Raw genomic sequence first — 16,423 nt, forward strand, 5'->3', positions numbered from 1 at the left:
GTAGGCTTAAGATATGGAAATCAAATTAGCTAAACAAGCAATCATTACCCCTCTTATTGGCCTTGTAGTGGGCTGGACGTTGTTTATGTTCGCCATCTACTCAAACCTCTTTATCTTCCCGGTTTACGACAGCGATGGAATGTATCTTGGGGAAACCCAGGTAGTCAAGATTTCCACCTATCTATACCTGGTTGGAATCGTGGTGTTTGGACTGCTCGCTCTTCGCGGTCAGCAGATGTCTCTGCACGCAAGAGAACTTAGCGGACTTGACGCACCGCTTCCTCGGGCTGCGCATAGATTCACCAACCTGACCGTCGTGATCTCCCTGGTCGGGGGCTCAATTTACGCCATTGGTAATTTCTTGAATGCTTTCACTAGCTTTGGCCAGGAAAACGTGAACCTTTTGGTTCGCCTATTTGATGTTTATGTGCCAATTGTCTTGGCAACCATTCTCGTTGTTTACATCCTGCTTCGCGCTTTTGTTTACCGAAAGCAAACCGTTAAGGAAGCCAAGAAGCAGGGTATGTCCGAATCTGAGAGAGCTCTTGGGCTTGGCTACGCCATTCCAATTTTGTTCACTGCGGTAGCAATCATATTTGGACTGGTTGTCTACGACATCACCAGAACCGATCTGCAGGTTTGGGTCTGGGTGGTTATCCAGGTAATCATCGCGCTGGGTATTTTGCTTGGAACCAGATTCTCCTCAAAGGCAAAATCAGCCAACGCTGCGCCTCCAAGAGTTAGACAGACCTTGGCAGCAGGAGCTGCGAATTTGAACTTTGTACTTTCAATTGTTTTTGGTGCAACAGTTTCAATAATGTCCTTTTCTTTTGGTGCTGGCGCAATCGAGTCTCTTCGAATTTGGCCAGAGTATATAACACCAGCTGAGGGTGAAGAGTTTGTGTTCGATCCAGGTTGGGATATAGCGCCGTTTGAGTGGACATGGTTCTTGGAATCAATGGTGCCAGCACTTGTCCTGCTTTTGATTGCAGCAGTTGGAATCTACTTGTTTATTACCGAGCGCAATCAAATGGCTCTGGTTTCTCCAACCAAGAAAACCGAAAGCAAGCCCGCTTCCAAGACAGCTGTTAGCAAGAAGGCTGCACCCAAGGCCAAGCCCACAGCCAAGGCACCAGCTCCAAGAAAGCGCAAATGATTCTTAGAGCAAGCGCCCTTTTGTTTGATAACGATGGCGTACTTGTAGATTCTCATGCAGCAGTAAATGTTGCTTGGGGAATTTTAGCTGAGGAATTTGGTCTCCAGAATTTTTCTATTTCGAACCACTACGGAACTCGAGCTCAGGATCTGATTCTTAAGCTTGTGGGCGAAGCTAAGTTCGAGGCGGCCAACAACCGGATAAACGAGCTAGAACAAGCTACCGCCGATCAAACCCATGCACTACCTGGAGCGGTTCAGCTACTGCATTCGCTCCCAGCTGGTATCTGGACCATATGCACCTCTGCTAATTCAAACCTTGGCAGGGCCCGTATCAAGGCAGCAGGGTTACCCCTACCCGAGCAGTTTGTTAGTGGCGACGATGTTGCTCATGGCAAGCCAGCACCGGATCCATATCTACTTGGTGCCAAGAGACTTGGCTTTGACGCTGGCGAGTGCATTGTCTTTGAAGACGCCGATGCTGGGGTTAAAGCTGCGCTGGCAGCAGGAGCTGCCTTTGTTATTGGGGTTTCAGCTCAGGCGCTAGCTACCGATGCAGACATTGTGGTTGAGGATTTGGCGGGAATCAGCTTTGATGGAAAGCAGTTAGTAATACCAGACGAAAAGATTCTAAGGAGATAGACATGGCAGAAGTAACTTTTTATGGAGCACAGTGGTGTGGCGATTGCCGCAGATCAGAGTCACTATTGAACACGCTAGGTGTTGATTTCGACAAGAAAGACGTCGAAACAAGCCCAGAATTCACCGAGGAAGCCAAGGCTATTTCTGGAAGAACTAACATCCCAGTTATCGTTTTTGCAGATGGCAAGCACCTAGTTGAGCCAACGGACGCAGAACTAAGCGCAGAACTGAAGGTTCGAGGCATTATTTCCTAGGATATTTTTCCTAGCTATATTGCTTCTTGCCAACTAGGCTTATCTTGTTGGGAACTTCCCAGCAGTAGTCGTTTGCAGTGCACTATGGGTGCATCAGTCTTTACCTCTTATAGCTGTCGGTCTTTAGCCGGGAATGCTTAGGGTCTAGCGCAGTTCGACTAGACCGCAAAGACACACGCAACAACGAAATATCACATTATTTGTGCTTTTTCTTGCCTGCGCGTGCCTACAAAAGAGGAAGCAATTAAAACTATGCCTAATTTCGGCAAATCAGCTCCGCGTCCAAAAACCGGAGCAGCTAAAGGCGCACCACGACGATCCGGATCCGCAGGGTTCCAAGGATCATCTGCTGCACCAAAGAAGTCACACCGCAAGGGTGCAACTGAAGCTCGCGAAATGAGCGGCCGCAAACCAGACCGCGGATCCAACTGGGAACCAAGAGCTCCAAAGACAGACTCGGCTCGTAAGCCCCGTCACACAGCAGAAGACCGCGCAACTCGCGCACCAAGATCTTTCGATGATCGCGCACCAAGGTCAAACGACGGAACCCAAAGACGTGAGTGGTCCGATAAGCCACGCTTCGGCCAGGGTCAGTCCGACCGTCCAGCCAAAAAGAATTGGTCAGACAAGCCTTCTTACTCAGAAAGAAAATCTTCTCCAAGAGCCTCTGACTCGAGAGACTCTAGAGATTCAAGACCTTCCGAATCTAGAGGGTATGAAGCTAGAGGACCTCGTAAGCCTGCAGGATCATCTGATCGTAGCTTTGGTTCAAGATCAGGTTCTGGGTACCGTTCAGATTCATCTGAGCGTCCAGCTCGCAATGATCGCGGCTTCCGCTCAGATCGTCCAGCAAGGGATTTCACCAGCGATTCGTTCCGTGGCTCTTCCAGGGACTCGTCAAGAGATTCTGGAAGAACTTATGAGCCACGTTCAAACTCAAGAGAGTATGACCGCGATCGCAACCCTTACCGCGAAGACAGAGTCTCACGAGACAAGTCTCGCGATTCAAGTTTTGTTGGCGCTCGCGATAAGAACCCAAACCGCAAAGCATTCTTTGAGGACAAGGTTCTAGAGAAGCTAGTTGTTGCTGACGCTTCAGAAATTCTCATTCAGGGAAGTTTCGAAGAGATGGGTCTGCACCCAAAGCTAGTTACAGCTCTTCGTGGCCTTGGAGCTGAAACTCCATTCCCGATTCAGCAGTCGACCATTCCTGCAGCACTTGAAGGAAGAGATGTTCTAGGCCGCGGTAAGACTGGTTCTGGAAAGACAATCGCTTTCGCAGTTCCTATTATTTCGAAACTGGTAGCAGCAGGATCTCAGCCAAGAAAGCCAAACAAGCCCCGCGCTTTGATCTTGGCTCCAACTCGTGAGCTTGCAGATCAGATCGACAGAACTGTTTCGGCTCTAGCTCGCTCGGTTGGCTTCTACACAGCTTGTGTTTACGGTGGTGTTCCACAGCGTCGTCAAGAGATTTCTCTAAGCCGCGGTGTTGACATCGTTGTTGCAACCCCAGGCCGCCTAGAGGACCTAATGGCGCAAAGGATTATTGACCTAAGCGAAGTTGAGACCATGGTCATCGATGAAGCCGATCACATGTGTGATCTTGGCTTCATCGAAGGCGTAAAGCGAGTCCTACGTGCTACCGGTGAAAGCCAGAAGCTATTGTTCTCGGCAACACTGGATAGGGAAGTGGATGCACTTGTTCGCGAATTCATGCCAAACCCTTACGTATACGAAGTTCCTAACGAAACTCAGGAGAACTCAACTATCGAGCACCGCGTGCTAGTTGTTGACCCAGATGACCGTAGCCAGGTACTTCTTCGCCTGGTGCAAGGAGAAGGTAAGTCACTTATCTTCACCCGTACCAAGATGACAGCAGAGCGTCTAAGCGAGTCACTTACCAATAACGGTGTTCCAGCAGCAAGGCTGCACGGAGATCTAAACCAGAACCAGAGATCTCGTAACCTCGAGAGATTCGTCAAAGGTGCCGTAAGAGTCCTTGTTGCAACCGACGTTGCAGCTAGAGGTATCCACGTTGATGATGTTGCACTGGTTATCCAGGTTGACCCACCAGAGGAATACAAGACCTATCTGCACCGATCTGGCCGTACCGGCCGTGCCGGTAAGGAAGGTGTTGTTATCACCTTGATCCCTCGTTCAAAGCGTCGCAAGGTCGAAGACCTATTGCACCGCGCAGAACGTGATGCCAAGATCACCGATGTTCGTCCAGGCTCTGAATTGCTGGAAGAACTAGCTGGTCCGATTGCACCACCTCCTGCAGCTCCAGACATTCTGGACTTCGGAGACTCTCGAGGCGGTGGTTCAAACCACCGTGGAAGAGACCGTGATCGTGATTCCAGACCAAAGAAAAAAGGCAACTACCAGGGTTCTGGTAAAGGTCGTTGGGCCGACAAGCCATCAGGCGAGAAGCGCCCAAGGGCTAAGAAGTATTCGAACTAGCAATAGTTCGAGGAGTAAAAGCGATCGAGACAGCGCTAAAAAACCCCACCCCCTAGGGGGTGGGGTTTACTTTTTAGGCTTGGAAAAGGTTTTCACCTGTTTTGAGGTTAGGGCAAAAACCCGAGCTTTACAGCTAACCCCCTAAAGCTCTAGACTGAGGGAAGCCAAAGACCGTCGGTTTGAGGCAGGACAAATCCCAAGATTTCTTGGAGTTTGGCTTGTTTTGACTAAGAAACACAAAGTGTTTGCCCACGTAGGTGTAGAAGTAAAGATTCTAGAGTTTTGCTCTATTTCCTTATGCTCCTCGCTTACGTGAGGAGCATTTTTTGTTTCTTAGGGCTGCCGACAAATACAGATAATCAAGGAGTGCCATGGCGAACAAGGAAGCTACCGTCGCCGAGCTAACGGAGAAATTCCAAAGCTCGAGTGCCGTATTGCTAACCGAGTACCGCGGACTCACTGTTGGAGCGATGAAGACTCTTCGCCGTTCCATTAGTGCTGACGCAACCTACGCCGTGGCAAAGAACACGCTACTCAAGATTGCAGCTAAGAACGCTGGAGTGACCGCTTTTGACGGTCAGCTAGAAGGACCTACTGCAATGGCTTTTGTTCACGGAGACCCAGTCAACGTGGCCAAGCAAATGCGCGACTTTGCCAAGGCAAATCCTCTACTGGTAGTCAAGGGCGGCATCATGGATGGCGTCACTTTGTCATCAGACGAGGTTAAGAAGCTTGCTGATCTAGAAAGCCGTGAAGTTCTATTGGCGAAGGCCGCTGGAATGTTCAAGGCTTCAATGTTCAAGGCTGCTTACATGTTCCAAGCTCCGCTGGCTCAGGCCGTCCGCACCATCGACGCCCTGCGTGCCAAGCAAGAGACAAACGCTTAACAAAGAAAATAAGGAGAAAATCAAATGGCAAAGCTGACAACCGAACAGCTAATCGATGGCTTCAAGGAGCTATCTCTAATCGAGCTTTCAGACTTCGTAAAGAAGTTTGAAGAGGTATTCGAAGTTACCGCCGCAGCTCCAGTTGCAGTTGCAGCAGCAGCTCCAGCTGGTGGCGGAGCTGGTGAAGCAGCAGAAGAGAAGGACGCGTTTGACGTAGTTCTAGACGCTGCAGGCGACCAGAAGATCCAGGTAATTAAGGAAGTACGCGCGCTTACCAACCTAGGTCTAGGTGAAGCAAAGGCTCTAGTTGATGGTGCTCCATCAACAATCCTTGAGGGTGCAAACAAGGAAACCGCCGAGAAGGCAAAGGCAGCTCTAGAAGCAGCTGGTGGAAAAGTAACCCTTAAGTAATTAGGTTCACTCAAAGAAATCCCCCAGGCATTTTGCTTGGGGGTTTTTCTTTTGACGAGTCACTTCTCATTGCACGAGGTGAGACAGCTATGCTTTTCTAGGTGGGCCAAGAGCCCTAGACCCCAAAGAATAGAAGCTTCCTAAGTGAGTTCAAAAACAAGTTCAGCGATTACATCCGAGATCACGAAGCGTCAAAGGGTCGTTTACATTTTTGTTCTTGGATCCTTATTCATGATCCAAACGCTAGTCACGGACATGTTCTTGCCCGCTTATCCAAAGATTGCCGCTTTTTTTGATGTACCCGATGCTTTTGTTCAGTACTCGCTGTCTGCAGTGACCCTAGGATCGGCAATCGGTTTTTTTGTTGCGGGGCCACTTAGTGACTCTCTGGGCCGAAGACGCCCTGTGCTTTTTGGGCTAGCACTGTTTACAACAGCGTCAATCGGTTTATATCTGGCACCCGGGATTGAGGCCTTTATTGCTTTGAGGTTTTTGCAAGGTCTGGCTGGTGCCGCTATTGCCGTAGTGACCCAGGCAATCATCCGGGATTTGTTTGTGGGTAACGCCATGTTGAAAATGCTGTCTCGGGTTTGGCTTGTTTCTGGAATTGCTCCGATGGTTAGCCCATTTCTTGCAGCTCAATTACTACTTGTTGCACCTGACTGGAAAATTGTGCCGCTAGCTCTGGCAATTCTTGGCGCAGCTGTTTTGTTGATAGCATCCAAGGCTTTAGTTGAGAGTCATCACAAGGACAACAGACGGGCAAAAGGATTCGATGGCGTAGTCCGAAGGTTTTTAGCGGTATTCAAAGATCGCATCCTTGTAGGGCTGGTACTTATCGGAATGGCGCAAACCATTGGGCTCTTTAGCTATCTGAACATTATCCCGTTCTTGTATCAAGACAGCCTTGGGCTTACTCCAGTTGAGTTCTCAATTGCCTTTTCAATCACCGCTTTTTGCTGGTTCTTCGGAATTCAAGTGGGGGCAAAGCTGGGTCGAATGTTTAGAGCCACCTGGGTAATCTTGGCTTCTTTAATTCTCGCAGTTTCGGCCGGGTTGGGGCTTTTCGCTATAGCTAATCAAAATCCGAGTATCGAATCTGTCATTCCATTGATGGCTGTGTACATGATCTCGTTTGGAATGTCTATTACCCCGATACAGACTATTGCCCTACAGGGTCACGGTTCTGAGGCTGGAACCGCTGCTTCTGTATTGGGTGTTATGAACTCCCTAACTGCGGCTTTTGCTGCACCTTTATACCCAATTCTAGGCAGTACTGCTACTGATGGTCTTGGGCTCGCAATCATGCTCAGTCACTTGGCTGCAATAGCCGTATTCTTCCTAGTTGTTAGACCTAAGTCCGTTCCAGCACTTATCAAGGATTAGTTGGGTATCCTAGGAATACATACAAGTTGCCGCATTGGCCCTTCGATGGGGTGGCAACTTCCATAAAGGATGTGGAAATCACGATGAGGATTTTACTCGTCGGCGCGGGCGGCGTAGGCGCCGCAATAGCCAAAATTGCAAGTGAAAGATCATTTTTTGAAGTCATGGTCGTAGCCGACTTTGATGTCAAAAGAGCCGAAGACGTTATTGACTGGATCAGAAAGCGCCACGGTGACGAGGCCGCAGCCAAGTTCATTCCAGCCAAGATCGATGCCTCTAACGCATCCAACGTTGTTGAGCTTTGTAAGCAGCACAACATTACTTTCTTACTCAACGCGGTTGAGCCTAAGTTCGTACCAACTGTTTTCTCAGCAGCGTTTACCGCTGGTGTTGGATACATGGACATGGCGATGTCGCTTTCCGAGCCACACGAAACCGATCCATATCACAAGCCAGGAATCAAACTAGGTGATGCTCAATTTGCACTGAACTCACAATGGGAAAAAGCCGGCCAGCTTGCGCTTGTTGGAATGGGTGTTGAGCCAGGTATGTCAAACATCTTCGCTAAGTACGCTGCAGATGAGCTCTTTAGTGAGATTGATGAAGTGAGCATCAAGGACGGTTCGAACCTGGTTGTAAAAAACGACAAGGGTGTCGAGATATTTGCCCCATCGTTTTCTATCTGGACAGTAATCGAAGAGTGTCTAAACCCGCCAATCATTTACGAAAAGGACAAGGGTTGGTACACAACCGAACCCTTTAGCGAACCCGAGATCTTTGAGTTTCCAGAAGGTATTGGAGCTGTTGAGTGTGTAAACGTTGAGCACGAAGAAATTCCGATGCTTCCAAGAACCATGGATGTCAAGAAAGTAACTTTCAAGTACGGACTTGGAAGCGAATTCATTTCGGTTCTAAAGACCCTGCATAACCTAGGCCTTGATGCCACCAAGCCAGTTCGGGTGCGTTCAGCATCCGGGCCAGTCGATGTTTCACCAAGAGATGTCGTGGTTTCGGTTTTGCCAGACCCAGCATCTCTAGGACCGCAGATGAGTGGTAAGGCTTGTGCCGGAGTCCTAATCACCGGAAAAGACAAGAACGGTAAAGACCGCGCGACTTACATTTACCACGTAGCCGACAACGCGGAAACTATGGCCGAGTATGAGGCTCAGTGTGTGGTGTTGCAAACAGCATTCAACCCGCTTATTGCACTTGAGCTAATTGCCGAGGGTAAGTGGTCAGGCAAGGGTGTTATGGCACCCGAGCAATTCCCACCAACACCATTTTTGGACTTGATGTCTTCATCAACCGGGTACCACCAGAAGTGGTTTGCTCAAGAAAGACTGCCTGCAAATCCACTAGCCCTTCCATAAGCTACTTACATGAACTATCGCATCGTAAAGGCTGAAACTCGCCATGCAGAAGTGCTTGCGGAGCTTATCAACCAGCATGAGCTCAAAATTGATCCAACCTCCACGCCTATAGGCGTTGAGGAGTCGACGGAAGTTATTGAAGGGGTCTATGACCCCGCGATAGCAGCATTTGTTTATACGGACGATGTCGAAGAGCCGAGCGCTTTCTATTCGGTCAACCCTGACGCCACCAGAAAAAGACTCTTTACGGATGTTTATGCTAGACCCGGCTCCAATCTTATTCGGCAAGCTCTAGTTGAATCGCTTAAAGCAGCTGCCGCAGAGTTTCCGGAATACGAACATTGGTTTAGTGTCAACACAAAAGATATCGCGATGCGAGAGTCTCTTGAGTCTCTAGGCATGCAAGTTATTCGTACCTACTGGCACATGAAAAGAGAGTTGGCAACTGGAGATAGCGTGCCGATTTCTACTCCTGGGGTTTCAATTCGATTGGTTTCCGGAGATGAAGATATGCAGACCTCGTGGAAGCTACATCAGGACTCGTTTAGTAAACACTTTGGATTTGCCCCGAGGCCGATGGAGCTCTGGATCGAACAAAACATGGCATCTAGCACAATGGACCCAGAGGCTTGCTTCATTCTTGATTTCGAGGGAGAACCCGCGGGCTTTATTCAGTTGGCAAACGCAAATTATCACCTAAACGGTGGCTACGTTGACGTACTGGGTGTCGCACACAAATATCAAGGCAAGGGATTAGGTCAGATTCTCCTACAACACGGGATTAATCACAGTGTTGAGCAGGGTCGCGAATTCATTGAGCTTAACGTCGATAGCGGAAACGAGTCTGGTGCCCTTAGGCTTTACGAGAAGTTGAGCTTTAAGCCAAATAGCTCTTGGGAGCAGTACGAGAATAAGAATTGGGTGGAGTTTGCCAGAGGACTTTGATGTTGCGGTAATTGGATCTGGCTTCGGCGGATCTGTTGCAGCATTGCGCCTAAGCGAAAAAGGCTACAAAGTTCTAGTGATTGAATCTGGTGCCAGATTTGAAGATAACGATTTTGCCAAGAGCTCCTTTGATCTAAAGAAGTTCCTTTTCTTTCCAAAACTTGGCCTAAAGGGCATTCAGCGAATAGACCTATTGAAAAACGTGCTTGTAATGAGCGGTGCCGGTGTTGGCGGCGGTTCCTTGGTTTACGCAAACACTTTGTATCGACCACCTGCCAGATTCTTCTCAACCGGTAGCTGGGCTGGCATGGCCGATTGGCAAAAGCTTCTTGAGCCTTACTACGACCAGGCCGAGCGAATGCTCGGAGTAGAGGTAAACAAGTATTTTTCACCGGCGGACGAAGCTCTAAAAAAAGTTAGCGACCGTCTAGGTTTTGGTTCTACTTTTCAGATGACACCGGTTGGGGTTCACTTTGGCGAAGAAGGCAAAACTGTCGAGGACCCATACTTTGGCGGTAGGGGACCATCGCGCACCGGTTGCATCAACTGCGGTGAGTGCATGACTGGTTGCAGGCACGGGGCCAAGAACACACTTGTCAAAAACTATCTTTACTTGGCAGAAAAACTTGGTACCAAGATCATGCCGCTAACCAAGGTTGTAAACATCGAGCAGGTACCAAACGGTTACACCCTGACCTTGATTCAAAGCGATAAATTGTTTCCCAAAAAGCGCACCATAACTGTTCCAGAAGTTGTAGTTGCGGCAGGGGCTTTGGGCTCAGCCAAGCTTTTGCATTCGGTTCGTGCCAAAGGAAATCTCGCTGGAATAAGCCCAAGACTTGGCGAGCTTTCTCGAACCAACAGTGAGTCACTGCTTGGTGTTGTAGCTAAGGGTAAAGAGGTTGATTTTTCCAAGGGTTCGGCAATTACCTCGTCTGTTTTCCCTGATGCCGATACTCACATCGAGCCAGTTAGATACGGGCGAGGCTCAGGCTTTATGGGGCTTCTACAGTCTGTTGTTGCCAGTGGACCTAAAGGCCAAGCGCCAAACATCTTTAGGTTGATTGGGGTAACGCTCAAGAACCTGACCAAGCTGCCAAACTTTTACAACCTTCGCACTTGGCCTGAGCGAACTCTTATCTTGCTAGTCATGCAATCTCGCGATAACTCTCTGACTACTTACTGGAAGAGAAGACTTACCTCCAAGCAAGGCCACGGTGAACCAAATCCTGCCTGGGTTCCCATGGGTCACACCGTTGCCAAAGAAATTGCTAAAGATGTCAATGGCACACCAGGTGCCGTTATTGGAGAACCATTCGGTATTCCACTTACCGCGCACTTCCTTGGCGGTGCTGTGATTGCAGAAGATGCTAGCGCTGGTGTGGTGGATGGCTATCTTCGAGTCTTTGGTCAGCCCGGTCTGCACATCGTCGATGGCTCTGCATTGTCTGCAAACCCCGGTGTGAACCCATCACTTTCAATTACCGCTTTGGCGGAATGGGCGATGGCGCACTGGCCAAACAAGTATGAACAAGACACCAGACCAAACCTTGGCGAAGCCTTTAGAGTCGTTGACTCAGTGAAACCAAACAATCCTGCGGTGCCAGAATCAGCTAGCGGAGCTCTCAGGCTTCCTCTCCGAGTGCTCTAGTTGCTCTCGGTGCTTGGATTCAATTCCTTGGCCGATGTAAGTGCTGATGATAATTACAGCGGCACCAATTATTCCCAATATCGCAAGGGTCTCACCACCAAATAGCACCGCAATCACAACGGCCCAAATAGGCTCGGTTGCTAGCAGCAAGCTAGATCTTGAGGCCGAAGTTCTTCTAATTGCCCAGAGCTGAGCTACGAAAGCAAACACAGAACAGAAAAGGGCTAGAAACAATGTCCCTGCCCACTGGGCAGGACCAAAGGTTGCAATAGCGTCAAAGGCACCTGGAATATCCAACACAAAGAAAACAACCGTTGCCGTTAGGCACTGCATCAAAATCATGTTGAAGCTACTAGCCTCACGGTTTTTGGTAAGTACCCCTTGGGCAGTTACGTGTATCGCGCGCACTATTGCCGCGATAAACAACAAAAAGTCACCCCAGTTTGGCTCTTGGATTCCATTGCCTGTTACCAGTAGCCCCACGCCAACAATGGCTCCAACAGCCGCCAAAAAGAACGATCTTGGTAGCCAACGCTTTTTCCAAGCGGACTCCATGATTGGGGTAAAAATAATGGTCAAGCTGATCAAGAGCCCAGCGTTGGTTGCTGAAGTTATCTTCAGGCCATAGGTTTCAACAGTCATAATCGCCGACTGGGTAAGTCCAAATAGGGTTCCAAGCATCAGGTCTGTTTTCGAAAACTTATTGCGCCTGATTAGCCAGATCGCAATCATGGCGAGGGTAGCTATTCCAAAGCGAACCGAAAGCATCGCAGGAACTGTCGCAAATGGAGTTATGGCTTTTGCAGATAGATAGCTTGCTCCCCAGACGATCGCAACAGCTAGGAGAACAAGGTCAACCTTGGAAGCTCTGATTGCGCTAAGCAATTGTCTTTTTCCTAAACAGAGTCAGCACACTTCCTTGAGAGATGGCAGCTCCTAAGATTACGATCACTCCACCAACGGGTTCGTACCAGTGCAGCTTTTCACCTAAGAGTATTACTCCAAGAATTACCGCAATAACCGGTGTTATGTATGTAACGGACGAAGCGATAGCACTTCCCACCACGTCCAGAATCTTGTAATAAAGAAGGTAGGCAACACCGCTACCAAGAGCCCCCAGCGTCACAATTGCGAATACCGATTGCATGTCTGGTGTAGCGGTGATCAGAGGGCCGGACAGTAGATAAAGAGGCAGCAAAGTCAGGGAAGCCGTTCCAATCTGCCCGAAAACCGAAACTTCAGTGGCTAGATTCAGGGGCGCCACGTACTTTCGAACATACGGGGTTCCGATTCCATAGAGAATGACCGCAACCAGCATCGCAAGAATAGCTAGCGGATTATTCTCGCCAAATCCTTGCCAAGCGCCCAAAACAACCAGCACTCCCAGTAAACCAATGACAATGCCAGTTATTACATGGGGTTTTAGCTTCTCGGTTCTAAAGGCAATTAAGATCACAATCACGGTAGTAATAGGCGTCACGGCATTGATGATTGCCGCTAAAGCACTGGTGACCTGGGTCTGAGCATAGGCAAACAGCACAAACGGAACTGAGCTCATCAAGATGCCGGCAATAGTTAAACGCTTCCAAGCCTCGAAGCTTGTCGGCAGCTTGGATTTGAAGATAAACATGGCAATCAGCATGGCAAGGGCACCAAAGAAAGTTCTGGCAAAAGCGACCCCAATAGGAGTTAAAAAGGTGAGCGCTAGTTCAATAAACAAGAAGGAAGCGCCCCAGATCAACCCAGCAATTGCATACATCGCAACCCAAGGCTTTTTTGTGCTGGAACCTAAATTCGTCAAACTATTTGTGACCCATTCGACGCTCGAGAATTACCAAACCAAAGACAATTGCCGAGCCAACACCGAACATCAGTAGCTCTAGCCCGAAGCTAGCCTCCGGCATCAACACCGCTCCAGTTTCGCTTTGCCAAGGCCAGAGAGCCCTGAGTGATCCGATCATCAACCCGGTCATAACAACCATCGTCATCTTTATTTTGTTGGCAAGTAGCCACTGCAGCAAAGACACAAAAGAAGCTAACCCAAGAATTGCTCCTAAAACAAAAGTTCCAAGGTAGCCAAAGTCACGATCATTCACAGCCGCCAAAGTTGGCGCATACATGCCTAGTGCAAGCAATAAATAAGATCCGGAAATGCCCGGCAGTACCAATGCGCACACTGCAAACGCTGCAGAAACCACAATCACAATGAAACTTGGATCAGCATCCGCAGCCCTAGGTATAGAAGTAAAGGCGAATGCTGCCGATGCCGATAGCACCAACACTAAATAATGACTGAGCTTCCAACCCATACCGGAAAGCGTTATTGGAACAAAAAGCGATGCTGCAATCAGTCCTGCAAATACAGCCTTGGTTACTGTTGGATACTGCTCCAAAAGCGGCTCAACAATTCCCGCCCCAACAAAGATTGCGGTCACCATTCCAATAAGCATTGGAATCAGTAGAGACCAAGAAATGGCTTTGAAGTGGGTGCTAGATTTTGCAAAGTTGGCTTTGGAGAATCCGAAGAGCAAAACTATGCCGCGCACTGCTTCAGCCGCAGAATCAATCACGCGCTTGTAAACACCGGTAATCAAGGCAATGGTTCCACCAGAAATACCAGGAATCAACTCCGCGATTCCAATTAGTGATCCGCGAACGAAATTCAAGAGGGTTTCTAAGATGCTGATTGGTTTTTTAGTATTTCCAGGAAGATTACTCACTCGTATAGTTTCCCAGATAAGGGCCTATTTGTTCTTCGACCCACTAGGTGAGCGCGGTCCAAGCAGTGCTCCGCCAACAATCAACCCAGTTGCTAGTAGCAATTGCCAGCTAAGTGAGTTTCCACTCACCACCACCAGCAGAGCGGTTGAAAGTAGCGGAGTCAAAAATGCCAGCAAACCAATTCTTCTCGGATCGCCTAACTTGAGAGCTGCATCCCAGAGGTAGAAAGCTCCTCCCAGTGGGCCAACTCCAAGAACCAGAAGAAGTAACCAATCAGCTGGGCTTATCGAAGCAGCTGGCTCGAAGAGGAAGTGGGCTCCGATTGCTAGAACCCCCGAGACCAGAGCGAAGAGCCCAATTGCTGCGGTAGGAAATCGCGGAACCTTGGTGGTAGCCAAAGAGTAAGTTGCCCAGATCACTGCTGCCGCGAGAGCGAAGAGGTAACCGACCTCAATTGAAAGAGAGCTCAAGCCTGAACCGTTGTAAGTTATAGCGATCACTGCACCCGCGAATCCGGAGACAGCAGCAAGAACATATCTGAAGTTCAAAGAAAGTGATTTAGTAAATATCGGGCTTAGCAGGACAATCATTAGCGGCCAAAGGTAGTTCACAAGATTTGCTTCAACCGCAGGAGCTGTTTGGAGTGCGAGAAAAAGCATAAAGTGATAGCCAAATAATCCGTAAACACCAATTAGCAAAGTTTTGATTGGAATCTTCCAGGGGGTTAATCCAGATCTAAGCGCGGGTAAAGAAACCAGTGCGCCAATGATTAAACCAATTCCGGTTAACAAAAAAGGCGGAACGTTAGAAAGTAAAGTCACAAGAGAAGCTAATGAAGCCCATAAAAAAATTGCGCCAAGGGTAAAAAGGTCCGCTTTCATCCCTAAAGTTTATGGGACAAAAGTACAGGGGGAATAAAAACAAGAAAGTCCAAAAACAAAAAGTTTTTTCAAAAAACACCCCTTACTCACCAGTGTCTTCAAGGATTGGTGTTTATTTCATTCCTAGGAGAGAATGGAAGGACACGAAGGAGTGATAGAACGTGTCCAAAGTTCTAAACCTAAAACACGATCCTGCCGGAAGGCGCCGAGTACCAGAGAAATACACCCCGATTAGCAAGACGAGGGTGAAGAAGTTACTAGCCCAAGAGTGGGCTACATTTCGTTCCCTAACTACAAACTCAGGCACACACAACAAACGTGCGAGCAAGGTTCTGCCGCTAGGCGTAACCTCGAGTTTCCAGCACTGGGATCCACACCCAATATCAATAGTGTCCGCCAAGGGCGCTTACTTCAAAGACGTAGACGGTCGGAAGCTACTTGACCTATCTATGGGCTTTGGAGCGATGTTGGTTGGCCACCTCAACAAAGACGTTGTGAAGGCAGTTAAGAAAGCAATGCGCTCTGTTGGAACGCTATTTGTTACCCCTGGACCTCTGGCAACAGAGGCAGCTGAAAGGTTCCAGAAGCGGTTCGACATAGACATGTTGCGCTTTACCAACTCAGGTACCGAATCGACAATGTATGCGATTCGTGCTGCCAGAGCAGCAACCGGTAAAAGGGCAATCATCAAAATTGAAGGTGGATACCACGGTGGATACGATCCACTTCTGGTATCGGTGAAGGCACCAGTTGAGAAACTTGGTTCCATAACCGCACCAAAACCTTATTACCCATCAGAAATTGAAGGTGGCGAGGTCTATGTTGTTTCATACAACGACACCGTTCGACTAGAAGCCATCATGAAAAAACACGGCAAGGAAATTGCCGCTCTGATGATGGAACCCATTATCGAAAACCTTTCGATTATTTTGCCTGATGAGGGTTATCTAAAAGCAGTTAGAGAATTGTGTGACAAACACAAAATCGCACTTATCTTTGACGAGGTTAAGACCGGTCTAACCGCAGGTGTTGCTGGAGCTGCAATCAGAGTTGGAGTGAAGCCAGATCTAATTACTCTTGCCAAGAGCATTGGTGGTGGATTACCACTTGCTGCTTTTGGAGGTAGGAAAGAATTCATGCAGACAGTCGTTGACGGTCGCATGGCTCACTTTGGTACCTACAACGGAAACCCACTTGTTGTTGCCGCAGCAATTGCAGTTGACAACATTGCAACTCTAGAAGCTCTAGACAAAGCAGAGTCAATCAACAACGCAACCCTTGATGCAATTGACAAAATAATCGACGAGTATGCTCTTCCAGCTCACACAGTTGGATTCGGAGTGAAAGGTGCCGTTATTTGGTCACCAACCCCAGTTCGCAACTACCGCGATTTCAAAGCAACTGACTTTGAGGTTGCGGAGCTGAGCTGGCTATGGGGCCTAAACCGCGGCATCATTACCCCTCCGGGTCTTGATGAGCAGTGGCTGGTTTCTTTTGCACATACCCAAAACGACATGAACAAGCTAGTTCGTTCGTTTAGAGAGTTTGCCAAAGCAATCAGGGGCTAGCAAAACTAGGTTTGAACCCATGTGGACCAGTCACTGGTCCTCATGGGTTTTTACTTTTAGGCCTTCTTTAGCATCTATGATTTGTTATTACA

15 protein-coding genes are annotated in these 16,423 nt (G+C 48.6%); 11 read left to right on the plus strand and 4 right to left on the minus strand.

Features of this window, described 5'->3' with window-relative positions; translation table 11 throughout:
• Positions 1-13: 13 nt before the first annotated feature.
• The 10 genes from AC9UFE_RS01780 to AC9UFE_RS01825 all read left to right on the plus strand — a co-directional run bounded on the left by AC9UFE_RS01780 (position 14) and on the right by AC9UFE_RS01825 (position 11,161).
• Complete coding sequence (locus AC9UFE_RS01780; RefSeq protein WP_509545230.1) at positions 14-1,156, plus strand: hypothetical protein; 1,143 nt, start codon at positions 14-16, stop codon at positions 1,154-1,156.
• Positions 1,153-1,797: an HAD-IA family hydrolase gene (locus AC9UFE_RS01785; RefSeq protein WP_509545232.1), complete on the plus strand. Its 645-nt coding sequence runs from the start codon at positions 1,153-1,155 to the stop codon at positions 1,795-1,797. The genes AC9UFE_RS01780 and AC9UFE_RS01785 overlap by 4 nt, the downstream gene beginning before the upstream one ends.
• Positions 1,798-1,799: 2 nt before the next feature.
• Positions 1,800-2,051, plus strand: a complete 252-nt coding sequence (locus tag AC9UFE_RS01790) for a glutaredoxin family protein (RefSeq protein WP_509545234.1) — start codon at positions 1,800-1,802, stop codon at positions 2,049-2,051.
• Positions 2,052-2,303: 252 nt separating this feature from the next.
• Positions 2,304-4,511, plus strand: a complete 2,208-nt coding sequence (locus tag AC9UFE_RS01795) for a DEAD/DEAH box helicase (RefSeq protein WP_509545236.1) — start codon at positions 2,304-2,306, stop codon at positions 4,509-4,511.
• Positions 4,512-4,882: 371 nt separating this feature from the next.
• Positions 4,883-5,398 carry a 50S ribosomal protein L10 gene (gene rplJ / locus AC9UFE_RS01800; RefSeq protein WP_509545237.1) on the plus strand — a complete coding sequence of 172 codons (516 nt, stop codon included), beginning with the start codon at positions 4,883-4,885 and terminating at the stop codon, positions 5,396-5,398.
• A 24-nt stretch (positions 5,399-5,422) separates the two neighbouring features.
• Complete coding sequence (gene rplL / locus AC9UFE_RS01805; protein ID WP_509523048.1) at positions 5,423-5,809, plus strand: 50S ribosomal protein L7/L12; 387 nt, start codon at positions 5,423-5,425, stop codon at positions 5,807-5,809.
• A 144-nt stretch (positions 5,810-5,953) separates the two neighbouring features.
• Positions 5,954-7,195 (plus strand): Bcr/CflA family efflux MFS transporter, encoded by a 1,242-nt coding sequence (locus tag AC9UFE_RS01810; RefSeq protein ID WP_509545238.1) that lies wholly within the window; start codon positions 5,954-5,956, stop codon positions 7,193-7,195.
• An 83-nt stretch (positions 7,196-7,278) separates the two neighbouring features.
• A complete protein-coding gene (locus AC9UFE_RS01815) occupies positions 7,279-8,565 on the plus strand; it encodes a saccharopine dehydrogenase family protein (protein WP_509545240.1) in 1,287 nt (428 codons plus the stop codon).
• 9 nt (positions 8,566-8,574) lie between these two features.
• Positions 8,575-9,510, plus strand: a complete 936-nt coding sequence (locus AC9UFE_RS01820; RefSeq protein ID WP_509545242.1) for a GNAT family N-acetyltransferase — start codon at positions 8,575-8,577, stop codon at positions 9,508-9,510.
• Positions 9,494-11,161, plus strand: a complete 1,668-nt coding sequence (locus tag AC9UFE_RS01825; RefSeq protein ID WP_509545244.1) for a GMC family oxidoreductase N-terminal domain-containing protein — start codon at positions 9,494-9,496, stop codon at positions 11,159-11,161. Before AC9UFE_RS01820 ends, AC9UFE_RS01825 begins: the two co-directional genes overlap by 17 nt.
• On the opposite strand, the gene AC9UFE_RS01830 is transcribed toward AC9UFE_RS01825, so the two are convergent.
• From AC9UFE_RS01830 to AC9UFE_RS01845, 4 genes are all read right to left on the minus strand, one after another.
• A complete protein-coding gene (locus AC9UFE_RS01830; protein ID WP_509545246.1) occupies positions 11,120-12,046 on the minus strand; it encodes a DMT family transporter in 927 nt (308 codons plus the stop codon). The two genes, AC9UFE_RS01825 and AC9UFE_RS01830, sit on opposite strands and share 42 nt — an antisense overlap.
• The gene (locus AC9UFE_RS01835) at positions 12,039-12,962 is read right to left on the minus strand and encodes a DMT family transporter (protein WP_509545248.1); all 924 of its coding nucleotides are present in this window, start codon (positions 12,960-12,962) and stop codon (positions 12,039-12,041) included. Before AC9UFE_RS01835 ends, AC9UFE_RS01830 begins: the two co-directional genes overlap by 8 nt.
• A gap of 1 nt (position 12,963) precedes the next feature.
• Entirely contained in the window at positions 12,964-13,827 is an 864-nt protein-coding gene (locus AC9UFE_RS01840; protein WP_509545250.1) for a DUF368 domain-containing protein, read from the minus strand.
• Positions 13,828-13,905: 78 nt separating this feature from the next.
• Entirely contained in the window at positions 13,906-14,763 is an 858-nt protein-coding gene (locus AC9UFE_RS01845) for a DMT family transporter (RefSeq protein ID WP_509545252.1), read from the minus strand.
• Positions 14,764-14,924: 161 nt separating this feature from the next.
• Between AC9UFE_RS01845 and AC9UFE_RS01850 the strand changes: the two genes are divergently transcribed.
• On the plus strand, positions 14,925-16,331 hold the full coding sequence (locus AC9UFE_RS01850; protein ID WP_509545254.1) for an aspartate aminotransferase family protein: 1,407 nt from the start codon (positions 14,925-14,927) through the stop codon (positions 16,329-16,331).
• Positions 16,332-16,423: the final 92 nt, after the last annotated feature.

The sequence above is a fragment of the Rhodoluna sp. genome (assembly GCF_044239955.1).
Classification (GTDB): domain Bacteria; phylum Actinomycetota; class Actinomycetes; order Actinomycetales; family Microbacteriaceae; genus Rhodoluna.

Coding starts and splice junctions, on each gene's coding strand:
- AC9UFE_RS01780 (WP_509545230.1), top strand. CDS start 14: ATGGAAATCAAATTAGCTAAACAAGCAATCATTACCCCTCTTATTGGC.
- AC9UFE_RS01785 (WP_509545232.1), top strand. CDS start 1,153: ATGATTCTTAGAGCAAGCGCCCTTTTGTTTGATAACGATGGCGTACTT.
- AC9UFE_RS01815 (WP_509545240.1), top strand. CDS start 7,279: ATGAGGATTTTACTCGTCGGCGCGGGCGGCGTAGGCGCCGCAATAGCC.
- AC9UFE_RS01790 (WP_509545234.1), top strand. CDS start 1,800: ATGGCAGAAGTAACTTTTTATGGAGCACAGTGGTGTGGCGATTGCCGC.
- rplJ (WP_509545237.1), top strand. CDS start 4,883: ATGGCGAACAAGGAAGCTACCGTCGCCGAGCTAACGGAGAAATTCCAA.
- rplL (WP_509523048.1), top strand. CDS start 5,423: ATGGCAAAGCTGACAACCGAACAGCTAATCGATGGCTTCAAGGAGCTA.
- AC9UFE_RS01820 (WP_509545242.1), top strand. CDS start 8,575: ATGAACTATCGCATCGTAAAGGCTGAAACTCGCCATGCAGAAGTGCTT.
- AC9UFE_RS01795 (WP_509545236.1), top strand. CDS start 2,304: ATGCCTAATTTCGGCAAATCAGCTCCGCGTCCAAAAACCGGAGCAGCT.
- AC9UFE_RS01845 (WP_509545252.1), bottom strand. CDS start 14,763: ATGAAAGCGGACCTTTTTACCCTTGGCGCAATTTTTTTATGGGCTTCA.